Raw genomic sequence first — 15949 nt, 5'->3', positions numbered from 1 at the left:
CTAGTGAGCAAGTGCAAGCGGAACAAGCAATACGACGCCGTACGGGTTTGGTGATCCTGCCGAGCATAAAGAACAAATAACAGTATCAAATGTAGCAGACGGGCCGATTTGCCTAATCCGTCTTGCGGTAAGAATCTAGGCTACCTTGACAACAATTTAATAAGGAATACTTTATATGACGCATCTTAAAAACGCTATCGAACTCGCCGCTACCCTGGAGTCGCACGAGATTGACCTCAACTCGCTTAACCCGGCCGCGCTGACACATAGCGAACAAATCAGCCTCGCTATTGCCAAGGCCTTGGGAGCTAGCAAATTGCCGCTGTATATGCGTGACGCAGTAGCTAAGAACTACGCGGGCGTACCGGGCAAATCGGTTTATGACTCGCTTACGGAGATGCGGGCCATTCAGGCCGATATTACTAAGTCCGCTGTCGCACCGTATACGGTTGCGGGTACTGGCGCTGTAGGCGTTTCACAGACCACGGGTGTTGCGTACGTCTCGCAGGCCGCTGGCGTTCAAGTGCTGGCCCCTGTCGTTACTCGTTCGCTGGTGGAAATGTTTGCTGCGATGGGTGCGCCGAATATCCCGCCTAACGTTCGTGCGGTGACTCAAAACGCCATGTTGTCGGCTGTGGAGATTCCTGAGGGCGGTATGTATCCAGCCGCCGCCCCTGCTAGCGATTTTGTGTTGGACAGCAAGCGTAAGTTTGGGCTTATCGTTGCAATGAACAATGAACTGTTGGCACTCGCTAGCGCCGAAGTGTTGGCGTGGGTTGAGAGCAACCTTACCAACGCGGCTAACAACGCGGTGGACACCGCTGTAATCAATGCGATGGTTGCCGCATCGGGTACCGCGCAGACAACCGTTAAGGCCGCTTACGCCATGTTCCGAGGTGATTTGAGGAGTGCGGTATGGGTTGGCAATCCGGAAACCCTTGGCGGTTTGCGCTCCGCTGCTGAAACGCAGGTTGGACCTAACGGTGGGTTCTATAACGGCTTGCCCGCTTTGCCAGTACTTGCCGCGCCTAACGGTACTATGTTGCTCGCGGACGTTAAGCGTACTGCTGTGTATAACGGGACGTTGGTGATTGAGTCGACTCCGCACGGCGATATCGTTATGGATAGTGCACCTACCAGTGCAATGGCGGCGCATTCGATGTTCACCACTAACACCACCGCATTCCGTATCACCAAGTATGCGGACGCTAAGCTGCTGGTTAATCCTGTTGCGTTGAACGTTGCTTAAGGAGAGAGTATATGGACTATTTTGCAATTGGTAAGACTGACGCCGCCAACATGACGCGCGCGGAGCGTTTCGACGCGTGGCGATACGCCGTAGGCAAGGGTTCCAGAAACGTAACTATCACGGCTAAGGATGCGCAGGGAAATCCGGTAGTGCGCAATATGGGTGCTTACGATTTCATTGTCTACCTCACAGGGTGGCCTCCGATTCTGTGAGGCCTCGCTAGAAGTCAAGTAGAACACGGCGGAGGAGCTAATGCTTCTCCTATAACTGTAAGGATAGCTAAGCATGAGCAAATTATTTGTTCCAAAAGTACCGGACGTTACAAAAGTGGGCGTGCGTATTGTCCCGCCTCGCCAAACAGAGGCGCAGGCGGCGGAAAGCGTAGGGTATCGGGCCGCAGCAATTTGGAGGGAGGTATTGTTTAACCAACCGACCGAGGCGCGCAAAGCGGAATTGCGGGCTGAGCTTCTAGCGCTGGTTGGGCTTTAAGACACTTCAGCCACACAAGCTGTAACTAACACATTCGCGGGCAGACCTCTCCGCCTGCAACTTACTAAGGATAACTAAGATGAGATTTGTCATTGACGCTAACCGCTCCGACGAGGAGCTTAACCGCCTTGTGTCCGCCGCCGAGGCGCAAATCATTGGTCACCGTAAGGCCGTGGCACAGCTTGAGCAGATTCGAGATTCTGCTCGGTTGCAACTTTTGAACCGTGAAATTCAAGAGGGAGAACGCGAATGAATGCAGACTCCCAATTCATGCTCTCGCGGGACGCATTGACGAAATTGCACGACGAGGCGCGGCGCATGGGCTTACCTGTTGGCGCAGCATTCCGCCGCAAGGCTTACGCCGCTGCGCGGGCTAGAAAGCCGGAATTCCGCCTCTCAGGTGGAAACCTGGAGCGGATCTTTACCGCAGGCGTGCACCCTAACGTATATACGGGCCTTGTGGACCTTACTAAACGCCTTGGCGTACCTGTTGCGTGCATTGGTGAGTTGGTCTGTACCCATATCTCGGAGGACGCGGAATGAGTTCGTACCTCAAGGATTATCACGCGCAGCGCAGACACCTTAGCCGCCTTACCCGTGCGCTTGGTCTCCCGTTCTCCAGGCAAGGCCCCACGCGCAAGCTCCCGCTCTCGAACGATGAATTGCGGGTTGGGATTCACGATGCTTGCCTCGGTCCGGATTGGGGACCGTGCACGGACGATAAGAACGCGGTCACATTCGACCAAATGCTAGGCGGCATGGTAGAGACACTGGAAATGCGCAATGGATTTAACTTGTCCGCCGCCCAAGCGCTTATCAAGGCCGGGAAGTGGGCGATGACGGGGGCGCGGGCAGCGCACGCCCGAGGCAAACCGCACGCTTACGTAATGAGCCGTCTACAAGCGGCCCGTGACTACTTCGTAGAAGCCCGTCGATATCAACAGATGTACGAGGAGGAACATGGCAAGTAACAACGAGGTAAAGACAAAGTTTACCGCTGACTCCTCCGGCTTTACCGCTGCGGTGGACAAGGCTAATCAGCGTATCTCCGCGTACGCTGCTAGTACGGGCCGCGCTAAAGAGGTGTTGGATAATTTCCAAACCGCTCTAGACGAGTCAGGCGCGGCAACGGGTAAGCAAGTCCAGCAAATCGCGCAAGCGGTTATGCAAATGGACAAAATGGCTAGCACGGCGGGTAAGACCCGCGCGGAGTTGGCCTCAATGAAAGCGGAGAGCTTGGGTATCTCCTCCGCAATGAAAAGCTACATTAGCGACATTGACGCGGCTACGAGCCACACTCATAGCTTTAGTCTCGCTAACGCCAGCGCGCAACGTGAGTTGTTAGTGTTGGCTCATGAGTTGTCACAAGGCAACTTTAAGAAGTTTGGCGGCTCGCTTATGGTGCTAGCTAACCAGGCCAACGCTATGAGCCTCATTCTCAACCCGGTAGCTTTGGGTATCGGCGCGGTTGTCGGTACGGCGGCTCTGTCTGCTGAGGTGGTTCATAAGGCAGCGGAGCAAATGGAGACCTACGCGGACGGAATCCAAAAGCTTTCCCAACAGACCGGCCAAAGTACCAAGCAAATTCAAGAGTGGTCGTATGCGACTCAATCCGTGGGCCTTGATGCTAAGGACTCAGCCAAGGCTATCGAGGCGTTAGGGGACGCACAGAATAAGGCCGTAGCCGGAAATAAAAACGCAGTCAACGCGTTTAACGCCCTCGGCATCAGTATGCAACAGGTTAAGAGCGAGTCTCCGCACGACATGCTACTAGACGTTGCAAACGCTTTCCAGCAATCGGAGGACGGCGCAGCTAAAGCCGCCGTGGCCCACGAGTTGTTTGGCGAGGCCGGAGAGAAGTTAATCCCGTTGCTAGACAAAGGTAGCGCGGGTATCAAGGATTACGCGGACAAGGCTAATCAGCTTGGCGGCATTCTCTCTGATAACACTATCAAACAGCTAGCCTCAATGAAGGAACACACGGAGGAGGCCCACGCGGAATGGGAAGCAATGACCATGCACGCCAAGGCGCAACTCCTCCCGGCTATCTCCGCCATTACGAGCGCGTTTAGTGACAATGCCTCTATGGGGCCGATCATTGACGACTTCTATGCTGGCGTGGTTGACGTGTTCCGAAGCGTTACCACTGCGGCGGCTACGGTCGTTACGGGCCTCAAGCAAACCGGGTCCGCTTTGAATATGGTTAGTCAGATGGCTAACGACCTAGGCAAGGGTAGTTGGTCCGCCGTGGTTGAGGACGCTAAAAAGGGCTATGCTGAGATTAAGCAAGAGGGTGAGTCTTACGCGGCTTTTACTAAAAAGCTGTGGGCCGATCAAAGCTCTATGCAGGCTCCCAAATTGGGCGCTACAGGTCATAAGCAAATCCAGTACGCCAAGGGTGAGAAAGCGCCCAAGGGTAACGAGAATGAGCTTAACGGCCAAATTGCTGAGCTTAGTACGCAACTCAAGGGCATTGATGATAGCCGCAAGGAACACCTTGATAGCCTCAAATCTGACTTTGATAAGGGCCTCTTAGATTACCGGGATTACTACGTCCAGGTTATTGCGACTAACGAGGACTACTTTAAGCAAGAGGAGGGGATACAGGAAAAGCGTATCGAGCTTGCCAAACAAAAGAGAAACATTGCGGCGGCGCAGAGCGCACAGCAAGAGCTAAACCGTATCGAGCATGAGCGCGTGCTTGCCGCGCAAAAAGCATCTACTGATTTGGGTAAGGAGTGGCAAAAGCGCGCTGAGGCCACGACAAAGTACGCGGACCAAGAGCAAGCGGCTACTCGCGCTCTCATGCAAAGCTACGCGAACGGCGACGCTCAGCGCTTTATGACGCCTCAGCAAAGGACAGACTATACGGGCGAGCTTAAGCTACTCAACACGTACTATCAGGACGTCGATAAGCTGCGAGAGCAATTCGACTCTAGGCAAATTGACCAACAATCCTACGATGATAGGACGCGGATTGCGGCTCAAGCCTACGTGGACCGGGAGACTCTTTACAAGCAACACCTAGCGAACGAGCAAGCTATCCGAGAGAGCTATCAGGCTCAAATCAAGTTAGCCCTCGTTGGCATCGGCGGTGCTGGCAAGACTAACGCGCAATACGTTGGCGAGGCCTTTACCTCCGTTTGGGGGAGTATGTCCAACGCGCTTGACCAATTCGTTACCACGGGCAAACTCAACTTTAGCCAGTTCGCTAGTAGCGTCATTGCGGATATGGCTAAGATCGCGCTCCACGCTGCGGAAATGCAAATTTTCCAAAGCATTACGAGTGGTTGGTCCGGGTTCGCTAACGGCGGCTCTGTTGGTCACTACGCGGACGGCGGCTCTATCAGCGGACCCGGTACGGGACGTAGCGATAGTATCCCGGCCATGCTCTCCAATGGTGAGTTTGTGGTCAACGCTACGGCGGCTAATCAACACCGTAGTTTGCTTGAGTCTATCAACAATGGACAAGCCGCTCACTTTGCCTCAGGCGGTGCGGTTGGTGACGCTCCGGCTAGCTCCTCCTCGTCTAGTGATAGCGGCTCCGGTGGTGATTTGCACTTTCACCTAGACGGGAGCGGAAAGGGCGGCTTGACCGCACAGGACGCCAAGGAATTGCTCCCGGTGTTTCAGGCAATGATCGACAAGCGCATGGACCAGAAAATGAGGGGCCAGGGCGGATACGCCTATCAACAAAAATATGGACAAATCTAATAGGAGTGCACATGAAGCAAGCAAGTAAGCTATTTGAGTTGGGCGAGGCTATGCGTAAGGCTAGCATGGCGGCATATGACGTTAATAGGTCTATCCAGAAGATAGCCAAGGTGGACCCGGTAAAGGCCCGTGAGTTTGAGCTTAAGGCTATCGAGGGCTTGTTAGGCCAACTACACGGCTTTGCGGTTGCGGACCAAGGTAGCGACGTTGCGGCAGTCTAACGATAACAATGTGTGTCCGTCCTGTGGGGAGCGTTTCCGCTCCTCGCGGGGCTTTGATGCACACCGCACGGGTGAGTATGGGCGGAGCGGACCTAATGCAACCTACCTACCGGCCAACCGCCGGTGCAAGTCGTCGGAGGAAATGCTAGCCGATGGTATGCAGCGGAATAGGCGGGGCCTGTGGATCACGAAAGCGTTTGGAATGCTGCTCCGTTTGCACCTAGAATCCGCTCCGGCCAGCGAGGGTATAGAGAGGTAGCCGGAGGGTATCCCGGCCCGTCATAGCCTCACACGCGCGCGCCCACAACGCGGACGCTAGCCGATGGTACGGAGCCAACTCAGCCAAGGCCGGGTGATCCAGTATCCGTCTTTGGCGTAGCTCTGAAGATCGGCTATCAACTTGGTACCACGCTCGTAAGCGGTATTTATCAGCATAAGGCAGAACTCAAGACTATGGGCGAATTGGTCATTAGACATGCTCTTGTGTTGCCTTGAGAGTCGTTCGAACGTGATTCGAAACGCACGAATCTGTTCATATACGAAGGTTACCTCTTGAGCGAGTGCGGGGCCGAGTACCCCTAACTTTGCTACTCCCGCATCGAACACGGGGCTGTTCGGCGCATCGAACTCACCTAGCGTCACTTTCCCCTCTGGTGATCGCAACGCGTCCACCATTTCCCCAATGAAATGGCGTAGCAGAGGTATTGCGGTGGCGTGCGAATTCAACTCTCCGGCTAACGCACCGGCCAACGCTTGCCCATCCCGAAAGCGCCGGAAGTCCTCGCCCAAGAAGTTGTTGACGTATCCACCTGCTAGTACACCTAGGAACGCTATCAGAGCGGCGTTTGTATCGCTCATTGTTTACCCGTGGTCCGTGGTCTCGCCATGATTTTAAGGTATGGGCCAGATATGAGAGCTAATGCGTGTTACGGGAGCGTTTATTTGCAGTTAGCGATAAAACAGATGGAACCTGTCGGTGTCCAGCCGAGTTGCTCATAATTTGAGCACACCCCCCGCCTAGATTCTCATGGTTAGCCCTAAGCTGGCCGGATTTCAATGGCTTAACACTAATATTACAACTTCGGAGGACTAATCATTGAGTTCCCAACGGACCAAGGGTAGGGCTAACGCTGGTGGGAATGCTCACCTACGCCTATCAGGCAGACCACGACAGCGGCGCAACCTTAAGGTTAAAGAGGCGGCTAACTATTGCTGTGCTAGGTGCGGTATTGCTACAGCCTCAGGTGAGGTAGACCACATTAAAGCGTTGGAGAACGGAGGTAATGACGATATGGAAAACCTCCAGTATCTATGCGTTGAGTGTCACAAGGTAAAGACAGCACAGGACTTAGGTCACAAGGTTAAACGTAGATTCGGGCCTGATGGATACCCGATTGACGGTGGCTTGATGGTGTAGATACACCGTTTTTGTCTCCCTACGTAGTAGGGTAGGGAATGATAGTGGTGTGGGTACACCCTTGGTCCGATACAGGGATTCCAGTGTGCTATGATCCGTGGCCTGATGGTGTAGATACACCGTTTTTATCTCCCTACGTAGTAGGGTAGTAGAGGAAATACTGTGGATACACCAAAACCGCTCCCGAACCAAGCCAAGGCGGTGCGTCGCGCGCAGCGGAAAAGCGCACTCGCGGAGCTTAACCGAGAAATACAGCAGCGGGCGGACGAGTTACGCCGACAGTTTGAATTGACCCACAACACCAAGTTGGTCCGGATACACAACGGGCCGATGTTCGCTCAACCCGCTTTTGAACATGCCGGTAAGCTCCCTGAGGCGCTGCTAGACCTCTTGTTGGCCGGTAAGGGCGCGGACCCAAAAATGAAAACAGTGGATCGGCATGCGTTGCTAATACCGTTGGCGTTGCGGGCTATTGGCGCGGCCCATGACGAGGAGGTAAAGGAGGCCATATGGAACAAGCCGCAACACAAGGCAAAGGTAGCCCGCATGCGTCAGCGTATCGAGTCTCATGGATACACTTGGGAGGACTCAGACGAGACGTTAGGTCACTTCCTTAAGCGGATACATGCGGGACGTAGACCGATCGCCACAGAGGACGCCAAAGCGCCCCGTTGGACCGATGGTAAGACGCTGTGGTACGCCGGTGAGCGTATCAAGGTCACTTGGCGCGGAGACTACCCTCAATGTGGCCGTACCAAAAGCTCGGTATGGAGATTGTTGGGGGACTACGCAAAGACGCGCGGGCAACAGCGGGAATTAATCGAGCAAGCGCGGGCGGCGCAAGCGTCGCTAGATGTCAAGGCTGTACAGGCTGAGGCTAGTGCGGCTCAAGAGGCAGAACTAAACAGCTTGGACGTATTTGCGACTAGCCAAACGGGAATAACTCGTAACGACTCTTAGCCTACCTTGTCAGCCTACTCCCAAAACCACTGACTAATTATATGTACTCCATATAAATAATTTACGTGTTGTGGCATCGTTGGATAAACTTAGTTGTTTCTAGGGAGATGCCATGGCTACCAACGATGAAATAGACTTCACACTGTTTAACCCTAAGACGCTCAAACAAGCGGTAGCGGCCTTGAAGGCCCAGCCTCCGCTGGACCGATATAAGATACTTAAAAACGATCAAGCATTCCAAGTAACCAAAGCTCAGCTACAGGAAATTTGGTCTATCTATCAGCCGCTTTCGGAGGCCTACACTAGCGTTAGGCGTAAGCTTGATAAAAAGTACGTGTCGGAGACGGACCCGGTTTTTGAGCAGCTACGAACGACAGTGAGCCCGCGTACGGATAAGTTGCTTGACGAGCTAGAGAAGTATCACGCGATTCGCATGCGAGTGTCGGCGGCGAGGGTAGCACGAACACAGATATACACGATGCTTGGGGAGGTGGAGAAAATTTTAGACCTACTCAAGCATTCGACGGATATTGAAAAATCTAGCTACCTACCGCCTAGCGTAGATACTGACAACCACTAGTGGCAAAGTTACGGTAAGGTGAGGCCGTGTAACTCGTACTTTTGCATAGCCTCCACCAGCGGGCGAATAGGGTAAAACTCCCCGCCGTAGTCCTCTGCGGCGTCCCCGGCGGAGTGGCCCGTAAGCGCGTCATTTACCGCCTTGGGTACGTCATGCTCTCGCAAAACTTCTTTGAACAAATGGCGGAAACTGTGGAACGTCTTGCGGCTATCACTTACGCCGTAGGTGGTCCGTAGCGCTTTACTGAACACTTTGCCGAATGCGGAGGTAACGCGGCCGTTTTTATCTGGCTTAAGGTCAGGAAAGATCGGGCCGGATTGCTTGCGAACGTAATCCATGAATCCCATACGGATAAGCTCAGCATGCACAGGCACACGCCTACGGCTGGATTGATTCTTTATGCGCTGTGTGTCGTCATCGTCAGTTATATACAGGAAATGTGCCTTTTGAGCCTTACCGTTAGCGTCCCGGTAGGTTTCCTGTTTAATGTCCTCCCGCCGTAGCTGGCCTATTTCCTCTCTACGTGCGCCCGTGTAAAGCGCGATGATAGGTAACCAATGGGCCGCGCCCGTTGCGGGTAACTTATCAATGATTCCCTGTACGTCGCTGACCGTAAAGGGGATGCGAGCCTTACCCCGTTGCTTACCCTCAATCCTGTAGTTGGCCGCTACGCTATGGCTTATCAACTCCGCACTTACGGCGGCGGATAGCAGGGCCTTAAACATAGAGAGATAGGTCCGCTGAGTTGTCAGCGCGGAGGACTCCATTGTTTTGACGAGGGCGGTTATGTGTGCGCGCTGAATGTCTACGAGCTTTGCGGGGCCTCTGACCTCACGGAAACGCTGGATGACTCGGAGCATAGTGTCCCGCGTTGCGGGCGTAGGCTTGCGAATCCGGTCCCATGCTGCGAAAGCCTCATTGAGGCCCGCTCCTGGCGTTCCTTGAGCCTGGCTATGGATTGCCATTGGCTGACCGGGAGCGACCGCTTGACGGGTCCGCTGGTGAACGCTGGCGAGGATCAAAGACAGGTCGTCATTGAACCAACGAATTGCGCTCCGTTGCTCTTGGAAAAGGCGCTCTTGATCGGTGAGCGCCGCTAGCTCCGACTCCTTAGGTGGGTACAGCACGTCCTCAGGGGACGAGGCAAGGCTAGACGGGTCCACCTTGGGGCGCGGCGGAGTAGCGGGGCCGGTGCCGAGGCGGGCGCGCTCGAATAGGTCATCAATCTCTACCCCGACGCGACGGGCCAGTATCTTTGCCTCCTTGGGGTCGGACGTACCTAGCGCCCGCTGTATTTCCCGCTGACCGTTCAACTTCTCTACCAATTCGACAGGCACACGGCGGCGGTAGTAATACCGTGCGCCTCGCCTAATGACGTGTTCACTCATATCTTATATCCCTGTACCACGTGGTGTACTCACGCAAGCCGGAAAGCTATAACTGGCGTGGGTTCCCTTAGTTTATCAGGGTTACAGCGTGGGGAGGTATAACACCCTCTTATAGGCACATAACGAATTGCCGTCTTCACAGCGGCGAATTGGACGGCAATAGTGGTGCTCATGGCCGGCCCGGCACGCCGGCAGCCCGTACTTGCGATTCTATTCGAGGCACGCACTCATGCTTGACACCAGAAAGAATATTCTCATCTTGATGGCCGACCAGATGACGCCGTTCGCGCTGGCCGCATACGGACACGGTCTGACGAAGACGCCCAATCTCGATCGCCTCGCGAAACAGGGCGTTGTCTTCGAATCGGCCTATTGCGCGAGTCCGCTGTGCGCGCCTTCGCGATTCTCTTTTTTATCGGGCAAGCTGCCTTCCGCAATCGGCGCCTATGACAATGCAGCGGAATTTCCGTCGCAAACGCTGACATTCGCGCATTATCTCCGCGCTGAAGGTTATCGAACCATTCTGTCCGGCAAGATGCATTTCTGCGGCGCCGATCAGTTGCACGGCTTCGAAGAACGGCTCACCACCGACATCTATCCCGCCGATTTCGGCTGGACACCCGACTGGGACAACTTCGAAGCACGTCCCACGTGGTATCACAACATGAGTTCGGTCATCGACGCGGGTCCGTGCGTGCGCACCAATCAGCTCGACTTTGACGACGAAGTCACGTTCACCACTCGCCAGAAACTCTTCGACATTGCGCGCGAACGTCATGCGGGCAAAGATGCACGGCCGTTCTGCATGGTCGCCTCGCTGACGCATCCGCACGACCCGTACGCGATTCCGCAAAAGTACTGGGACATGTATCGCGACGAAGAGATCGACATGCCCGCGTTTCGCGATTCGTTCGAAGATGCCGACCCGCACTCGAAGCGCCTGCGCCATGTGTATGAGGCAGATCGCACGCCGCCTACCGATCAGCAGATCCGCAACGCGCGCCGCGCTTACTACGGCGCGATCTCCTACGTCGACGACCAGTTCGGCGCGATCCTCGAAGCGCTCGACCAGGCCGGGCTCGCGCAAGACACCGTGATCGTCGTAACGTCAGATCACGGCGAAATGCTTGGCGAGCGTGGGCTCTGGTACAAGATGACTTTCTTCGAAGGCGGTTGCCGCGTGCCGCTGATCGTGCACGCGCCGCAGCAATTCGACGCACATCGCGTGAAGGCCTCGGTCTCGCATCTCGATCTGTTGCCGACGCTGGTCGAACTGGCGCGCGGAGAACAACCAGCCGCGTGGCCTGATTCGCTCGATGGACAAAGCCTCGTGCCGCATTTGCTGGGCAGACAGGATGGCCATGACGAAGCGATCGGCGAATATCTGGCCGAGGGCGCGATTGCGCCGATTGTGATGCTGCGGCGTGGTCGCTTCAAGTTCATTCACACACCCGCCGATCCCGATCAATTCTATGATGTCGCAGCCGATCCGCTGGAACGCGAGAACCTTGCTACGCGCAACGAATATGCTTCACAGGTCGTGGTATTCCGTGAGGAAATCGCACAACGCTGGAACCTCTCCGCGCTGCACAATGAAGTGCTGCAAAGCCAGCGGCGCCGCCATTTTCACTTTGCGTCAACTACACAAGGCACGGTCGCGTCCTGGGACTGGCAACCGCTCGTCGATGCGAGTCAGCGTTATATGCGCAATCACATCGATCTCGATACGCTCGAAGCGATGGCGCGCTTTCCCGCCGTCGCGCGTTGATCCTCACGCTGTTCACGATCCAATCCACCCCACCAGCAGGAAGCCGACATGATGAAAAAACTCTTCAAACAGGCGTTAACCGGCGTCGCGTTGCTGTGCGCGGCAGCCACTTTCGCGTCAGCCGCCGAGCCCCAGTCATGCACGCAGGTCAACATGGCGGGGCCGGGATGGACCGACATCGACGCGACCAATGCAATGACCGGTGTACTGTTGAAGGCGCTCGGCTATAAGCAGAATATCGCGAACCTGTCGGTGCCGATCACCTATCAAGGCCTGAAGAAAGGGCAAATCGACGTGTTCCTCGGCAACTGGATGCCGGCGCAGGCGCCGGTCGTCAAACCATTCGAGGAGGAAAAGTCGATCGAGGTCGTGCATCCGAATCTGAGCAACGCCAAGTTCACGCTGGCCGTGCCCGACTATGTGGCCGCTGCCGGCATTCATTCGTTCGCGGACCTCGCGATGAACGCCGACAAGTTCGATAGCAAGATTTACGGCATCGAGCCTGGCGCGCCGGCCAATCAGAACATCAAGAAAATGGTCGACGACAAGGCGTTCGGCCTCGGCAGCTGGAAGCTCGTCGAATCGAGCGAAACCGGCATGCTCACGCAAGTGGAGCGCGCGGTGCGCGAGAAGAAGTGGATTGTCTTTCTTGCGTGGGAGCCGCATTTGATGAACACGAAGTTCAAACTCACCTATCTCGACGGCGGCGACAAGTACTTCGGGCCCAATTACGGCGGCGCCACGGTCAATACGGTGGCGCGCAGCGGCTATGCCGCACAGTGTCCGAATGTCGGGCGGCTTTTCAGGCAACTCACTTTCAACGTCGATCTGGAGAATGGCGTAATCACCGAAGTACTCGAAAAGAAAACGGGCGTGGATGTCGCCGCCGCGGAAGCGCTCAAGCGTCACCCCGAATTGTTGAAGTCGTGGCTCGACGGTGTGAACACCGCGAGCGGAGCCAATGGTCTGAAAGCCGTGCAAACCGCGCTCGGCGTGAAATAACAGCCGCAATCCTAACGATGAGGTCGCGGTGCGACAGATTTATGTCGCATCCGGTCGAATCATCCTAAATCTGGACCCGTATTCTTGATCCGGCGATGCGGACACGAGTGCTTATTGCATGCATCGTAGATAGCTCCAATCCGTTTCACTCGGTCTCAGCCGGTTTCTGAACTGCCCGTCATGCGAGAAGCGCCGCGCGTTGGTCGACAGCACGCAGCAGGGATCGCTTTATCCAACGAAATACGCAGGCAAAGAGCAGGGGAGAATTAGATGAAGAAGAGAAATGCCGTCAGCCTTTCGGGACTCGCTATCGCGGCAAGCGCCGTATGCGCGCCGACCGCCGCCCATGCGCAAAGCAGTGTCACCCTGTACGGCATTCTGGATGCCGGCATTACCTACGTGAACAATGCCGGCGGGGCTCACCAGTTCAAATTCGATGACGGTATTTCATACGGCAACCGGATCGGCTTCAAGGGCGTCGAGGATCTCGGCGGCGGCTTGCAGGCAGTGTTCGTGCTCGAATCGGGTTTTCATGTGGGCAACGGGCAATATGCATTCGGCGGCGCCGAGTTCGGACGTCAGGCTTATGTGGGCCTGAAGAACAACTGGGGGCAACTCTCGCTGGGTAATCAGCTCGACATGACCGAGGAGTTCGTCTACCTCTATAACATCTCGGCGTGGGCAAGCGGTTACGCGATCCATCAAGGCGACTTCGACCGGATGAACGGCGACCGGCTGCCGAATTCGATCAAGTTCCTCTCCAACGACTATGCTGGCTTCTCATTCGGCGGCATGTATTCGTTCGGCAATACGGCCGGCGACTTTCACAACAAGAGCGCGTGGAGCGTGGGCGCGCGTTACGAGCACAGCGCGTTCAACATGGGCGCGGCCTATACGCAGTTGAACAATCCGAACGGCATCTATGCGTTCGACCCGTACGCGATGATCGGCACACGCACGTTCCTCGGCAAGCCGACCGTGTCCGTCGATCCGGCGACCGGCGCGGTGACGGATCTGTATAGCTCGTCGTCGTTTCCGGTCGACAAGCAAGGCGCGTTCGCAGTGGGCGCGGCCTATACGATCGGCAAGGTCATGCTGAGCGGCGACTTCACCTACACGACGATCAAGGGACTCGGCGAGACCTCGCATATGCAGGTTTATGAAGCGGGCGCCTCGTACACCTTCACGCCCGCGTTGATGCTGTACGGCGGCTATCAGCACACGCGCTTCGAAGGCAATCACTGGAACCAGGGCTCGCTCGGACTGCATTACCTGTTGTCCAAGCGCACGGACGTCTATATCTCCGGCGACTATCTGCGCGCGTCGGATGGCGTGAATGCGGTGATCGGCTACAGCTTCACGCCGTCCACGTCGAACACGCAGACCGATGTGCGGATCGGCATGCGGCATTCGTTCTGATGATCGGACGTTGACACGCGGAGGCTTGAAGGTGTCCCCTTTCACGGGGCTTCTTCAATAGCCATTACGCTGCGCGCTCGAGCTGCTTCTTGAATGTCTCGATCAGCGCCCGCACTTTGGGCGGAGGATGACTGGTGGGCGGAAAGATTGCCTGAATACTCGCGGGCTCGGTTGCCCATTCCGGCAGCAAGCGAATCAGCCGCCCGGCAGCAATATCGCCGCCGATCGAGAAGTCCGTCAACAGGCCGAAGCCGCCGCCGGCGAGGGTCGCTGCACGGCAGGCGTCGGCGGTGTTCACCAGCAACGCGTTTTCACAGCGCACGCTTTCCGCGTCGCCGTCGCCCGTGCCGCCGTTACGCTGCAGGTCGAGCGTCAGCGGACGCGGCAATACCGTCAACGCGCAAAAGGGCATCGCCGACAATTCGGCGGGCGTCTGCGGCTGCCCCCAGATCTCGACGAAATCCGGGCTCGCCACGACCCATTTGACGAAGCTGCCGAGTTTCACCGCGCGGAAATTGGAATCGGCAAGCCGGCCCAGGCGAATCGCGACGTCGATACCGTCCGCGATCAGGTCCACATAGCGATCGGTGCACAGCAACTCGACATTGAGTTGCGGATGCGTGCGGCGAAGTTCGACCAGCACCGGCGCGACTGCAAGCGAACCGTAATCGATCGGCGAGCTCACGCGCAACGTGCCGCGCACGGGCGCCGTTTCGCCGCCGATTGCCGACAGCGCGTCTTCCGTGGCGCGGAGGATTTTCACGCTCGCTTCGTAGAACGCGCGGCCGGGCTCGGTCAAACCGAGCCGCCGCGTCGTGCGCACCAGCAGGCTCGCGCCGACCTCGGCCTCGAGCCGCTGCATGTGCGTGCTGACCATCGTCTTGGCGAGGCCCAGACGCGCTGCCGCGGCGGTCAGCGAGCCCGCCTCGACGACCGCGACGAAGATCGCCAGCCGGTTCAGGTTTACGTCGCGTACGTCGGCCATGGTGGATTGTCCATCTTCGATTGACTGTGTTTCCCGGATTATCAGGCTTCTGCAAGGGGGCGCGTGCGGATTATGCTCGCTCCATCCCTTCACGCTTTCCGGAACCTCTCATGCCCGTTGCCCGACCCGCCCAGCCGATCCGCCTCTATACGACCCTACTTTCCGGTCACGGCCATCGGGTGAAGCTGTTCTTGACCCTGCTGGATCTGCGGTTCGAAGTGGTCGAACTGGACATGAAGGCCGGCGACAACCGCAAGCCTGACTATCTGGCGCTCAACCCGTTCGGCCAGGTGCCGACGATTCAGGACGGCGACATCACGCTGTTCGATTCGAACGCCATTCTCGTGTATCTGGCGAAGCGTTACGGTGACGCCTCGTGGCTGCCGGAAGACCCGCTCGGCGCGGCCGCAGTGCAGCGCTGGTTGTCGCTCGCGGCGGGTCAGATCGCGTATGGGCCGTGCGCGGCGCGGCTCGTCACCGTGTTTGGTGCGCCGCACGATCACGAGACCGCGAAGAAGCTGGCCGTCAAGCTGTTCGACGTGCTCGACCGCGAACTGGCGGACAAGCCGTTCGCGGCAGGTAATCAGGTGACGATCGCCGATATCGCCGCGCACACCTACATCGCGCACGCGCCGGAAGGCGGCGTGTCGCTCGACCCGTATCCGAACATTCGTGCGTGGCTGCGCCGCGTCGAGGCGTTGCCGCGGTTCATCGCGATGCCCTCGACAAAAGCGGGGCTGCTCGCCGAATGAGCGGT

The 15949-nt window shown here is 56.6% G+C and carries 16 protein-coding genes; 13 read left to right on the top strand and 3 right to left on the bottom strand.

Translation table 11 applies throughout. The features are described 5' to 3' along the window. Positions 1 to 175 precede the first annotated feature (175 nt). From PQR54_RS08850 to PQR54_RS08820, 7 genes are all read left to right on the top strand, one after another. Entirely contained in the window at positions 176 to 1249 is a 1074-nt protein-coding gene (locus PQR54_RS08850; protein ID WP_408244990.1) for a phage major capsid protein, read from the top strand. Between the two features lie 11 nt (positions 1250 to 1260). Then, complete coding sequence (locus PQR54_RS08845; RefSeq protein WP_408244989.1) at positions 1261 to 1461, top strand: hypothetical protein; 201 nt, start codon at positions 1261 to 1263, stop codon at positions 1459 to 1461. A gap of 73 nt (positions 1462 to 1534) precedes the next feature. Next, complete coding sequence (locus PQR54_RS08840; RefSeq protein ID WP_408244988.1) at positions 1535 to 1738, top strand: hypothetical protein; 204 nt, start codon at positions 1535 to 1537, stop codon at positions 1736 to 1738. A 79-nt stretch (positions 1739 to 1817) separates the two neighbouring features. Continuing rightward, the gene (locus PQR54_RS08835; protein ID WP_408244987.1) at positions 1818 to 1991 is read left to right on the top strand and encodes a hypothetical protein; all 174 of its coding nucleotides are present in this window, start codon (positions 1818 to 1820) and stop codon (positions 1989 to 1991) included. Further along, positions 1988 to 2281 carry a hypothetical protein gene (locus tag PQR54_RS08830; protein ID WP_408244986.1) on the top strand — a complete coding sequence of 98 codons (294 nt, stop codon included), beginning with the start codon at positions 1988 to 1990 and terminating at the stop codon, positions 2279 to 2281. Before PQR54_RS08835 ends, PQR54_RS08830 begins: the two co-directional genes overlap by 4 nt. A gap of 417 nt (positions 2282 to 2698) precedes the next feature. Then, the gene (locus PQR54_RS08825; protein ID WP_408244985.1) at positions 2699 to 5452 is read left to right on the top strand and encodes a phage tail tape measure C-terminal domain-containing protein; all 2754 of its coding nucleotides are present in this window, start codon (positions 2699 to 2701) and stop codon (positions 5450 to 5452) included. 11 nt (positions 5453 to 5463) lie between these two features. Then, positions 5464 to 5673: a hypothetical protein gene (locus PQR54_RS08820; RefSeq protein ID WP_408244984.1), complete on the top strand. Its 210-nt coding sequence runs from the start codon at positions 5464 to 5466 to the stop codon at positions 5671 to 5673. A gap of 315 nt (positions 5674 to 5988) precedes the next feature. On the opposite strand, the gene PQR54_RS08815 is transcribed toward PQR54_RS08820, so the two are convergent. Continuing rightward, complete coding sequence (locus tag PQR54_RS08815) at positions 5989 to 6531, bottom strand: hypothetical protein (RefSeq protein ID WP_408244983.1); 543 nt, start codon at positions 6529 to 6531, stop codon at positions 5989 to 5991. Between the two features lie 238 nt (positions 6532 to 6769). Between PQR54_RS08815 and PQR54_RS08810 the strand changes: the two genes are divergently transcribed. Together PQR54_RS08810 and PQR54_RS08805 are read left to right on the top strand one after the other, a co-directional pair. Further along, on the top strand, positions 6770 to 7090 hold the full coding sequence (locus tag PQR54_RS08810) for an HNH endonuclease (protein ID WP_408244982.1): 321 nt from the start codon (positions 6770 to 6772) through the stop codon (positions 7088 to 7090). Positions 7091 to 8162: 1072 nt separating this feature from the next. Beyond that, positions 8163 to 8630, top strand: coding sequence for a hypothetical protein (locus PQR54_RS08805; RefSeq protein ID WP_408244981.1), 468 nt, complete (start codon positions 8163 to 8165; stop codon positions 8628 to 8630). Positions 8631 to 8638: 8 nt separating this feature from the next. Here the strand turns inward: PQR54_RS08805 and PQR54_RS08800 are convergent, their stop codons facing one another. Beyond that, a complete protein-coding gene (locus PQR54_RS08800) occupies positions 8639 to 10018 on the bottom strand; it encodes a DUF6538 domain-containing protein (RefSeq protein WP_408244980.1) in 1380 nt (459 codons plus the stop codon). 229 nt (positions 10019 to 10247) lie between these two features. On the opposite strand from PQR54_RS08800, the gene betC reads away from it, so the two are divergent. The 3 genes from betC (at position 10248) to PQR54_RS08785 (ending at position 14207) form a co-directional block, all read left to right on the top strand. Further along, a complete protein-coding gene (betC, locus tag PQR54_RS08795; RefSeq protein ID WP_408244979.1) occupies positions 10248 to 11786 on the top strand; it encodes a choline-sulfatase in 1539 nt (512 codons plus the stop codon). A 48-nt stretch (positions 11787 to 11834) separates the two neighbouring features. After that, positions 11835 to 12788, top strand: coding sequence for a choline ABC transporter substrate-binding protein (locus PQR54_RS08790; protein WP_408244978.1), 954 nt, complete (start codon positions 11835 to 11837; stop codon positions 12786 to 12788). A 270-nt stretch (positions 12789 to 13058) separates the two neighbouring features. Then, on the top strand, positions 13059 to 14207 hold the full coding sequence (locus PQR54_RS08785) for a porin (protein ID WP_408244977.1): 1149 nt from the start codon (positions 13059 to 13061) through the stop codon (positions 14205 to 14207). A gap of 64 nt (positions 14208 to 14271) precedes the next feature. On the opposite strand, the gene PQR54_RS08780 is transcribed toward PQR54_RS08785, so the two are convergent. Beyond that, complete coding sequence (locus PQR54_RS08780) at positions 14272 to 15192, bottom strand: LysR family transcriptional regulator (protein WP_408244976.1); 921 nt, start codon at positions 15190 to 15192, stop codon at positions 14272 to 14274. Positions 15193 to 15302: 110 nt separating this feature from the next. Here PQR54_RS08780 and PQR54_RS08775 point away from each other — a divergent pair, with 110 nt between their 5' ends. Continuing rightward, the gene (locus PQR54_RS08775) at positions 15303 to 15944 is read left to right on the top strand and encodes a glutathione S-transferase family protein (RefSeq protein ID WP_408244975.1); all 642 of its coding nucleotides are present in this window, start codon (positions 15303 to 15305) and stop codon (positions 15942 to 15944) included. The last annotated feature ends 5 nt before the right edge of the window (positions 15945 to 15949 follow it).

It is taken from the genome of Paraburkholderia phytofirmans (assembly GCF_046028095.1).
GTDB lineage: Bacteria > Pseudomonadota > Gammaproteobacteria > Burkholderiales > Burkholderiaceae > Paraburkholderia > Paraburkholderia phytofirmans_A.
The sequence above is the reverse complement of the archived record's forward strand: the minus strand, read 5'-3'. Positions and strand labels throughout refer to the sequence as shown.

Coding starts and splice junctions, on each gene's coding strand:
- PQR54_RS08780 (WP_408244976.1), bottom strand. CDS start 15,192: ATGGCCGACGTACGCGACGTAAACCTGAACCGGCTGGCGATCTTCGTC.
- PQR54_RS08815 (WP_408244983.1), bottom strand. CDS start 6,531: ATGAGCGATACAAACGCCGCTCTGATAGCGTTCCTAGGTGTACTAGCA.
- PQR54_RS08845 (WP_408244989.1), top strand. CDS start 1,261: ATGGACTATTTTGCAATTGGTAAGACTGACGCCGCCAACATGACGCGC.
- PQR54_RS08820 (WP_408244984.1), top strand. CDS start 5,464: ATGAAGCAAGCAAGTAAGCTATTTGAGTTGGGCGAGGCTATGCGTAAG.
- PQR54_RS08790 (WP_408244978.1), top strand. CDS start 11,835: ATGATGAAAAAACTCTTCAAACAGGCGTTAACCGGCGTCGCGTTGCTG.
- betC (WP_408244979.1), top strand. CDS start 10,248: ATGCTTGACACCAGAAAGAATATTCTCATCTTGATGGCCGACCAGATG.
- PQR54_RS08775 (WP_408244975.1), top strand. CDS start 15,303: ATGCCCGTTGCCCGACCCGCCCAGCCGATCCGCCTCTATACGACCCTA.
- PQR54_RS08830 (WP_408244986.1), top strand. CDS start 1,988: ATGAATGCAGACTCCCAATTCATGCTCTCGCGGGACGCATTGACGAAA.
- PQR54_RS08840 (WP_408244988.1), top strand. CDS start 1,535: ATGAGCAAATTATTTGTTCCAAAAGTACCGGACGTTACAAAAGTGGGC.
- PQR54_RS08825 (WP_408244985.1), top strand. CDS start 2,699: ATGGCAAGTAACAACGAGGTAAAGACAAAGTTTACCGCTGACTCCTCC.
- PQR54_RS08850 (WP_408244990.1), top strand. CDS start 176: ATGACGCATCTTAAAAACGCTATCGAACTCGCCGCTACCCTGGAGTCG.
- PQR54_RS08785 (WP_408244977.1), top strand. CDS start 13,059: ATGAAGAAGAGAAATGCCGTCAGCCTTTCGGGACTCGCTATCGCGGCA.
- PQR54_RS08835 (WP_408244987.1), top strand. CDS start 1,818: ATGAGATTTGTCATTGACGCTAACCGCTCCGACGAGGAGCTTAACCGC.
- PQR54_RS08800 (WP_408244980.1), bottom strand. CDS start 10,018: ATGAGTGAACACGTCATTAGGCGAGGCGCACGGTATTACTACCGCCGC.
- PQR54_RS08805 (WP_408244981.1), top strand. CDS start 8,163: ATGGCTACCAACGATGAAATAGACTTCACACTGTTTAACCCTAAGACG.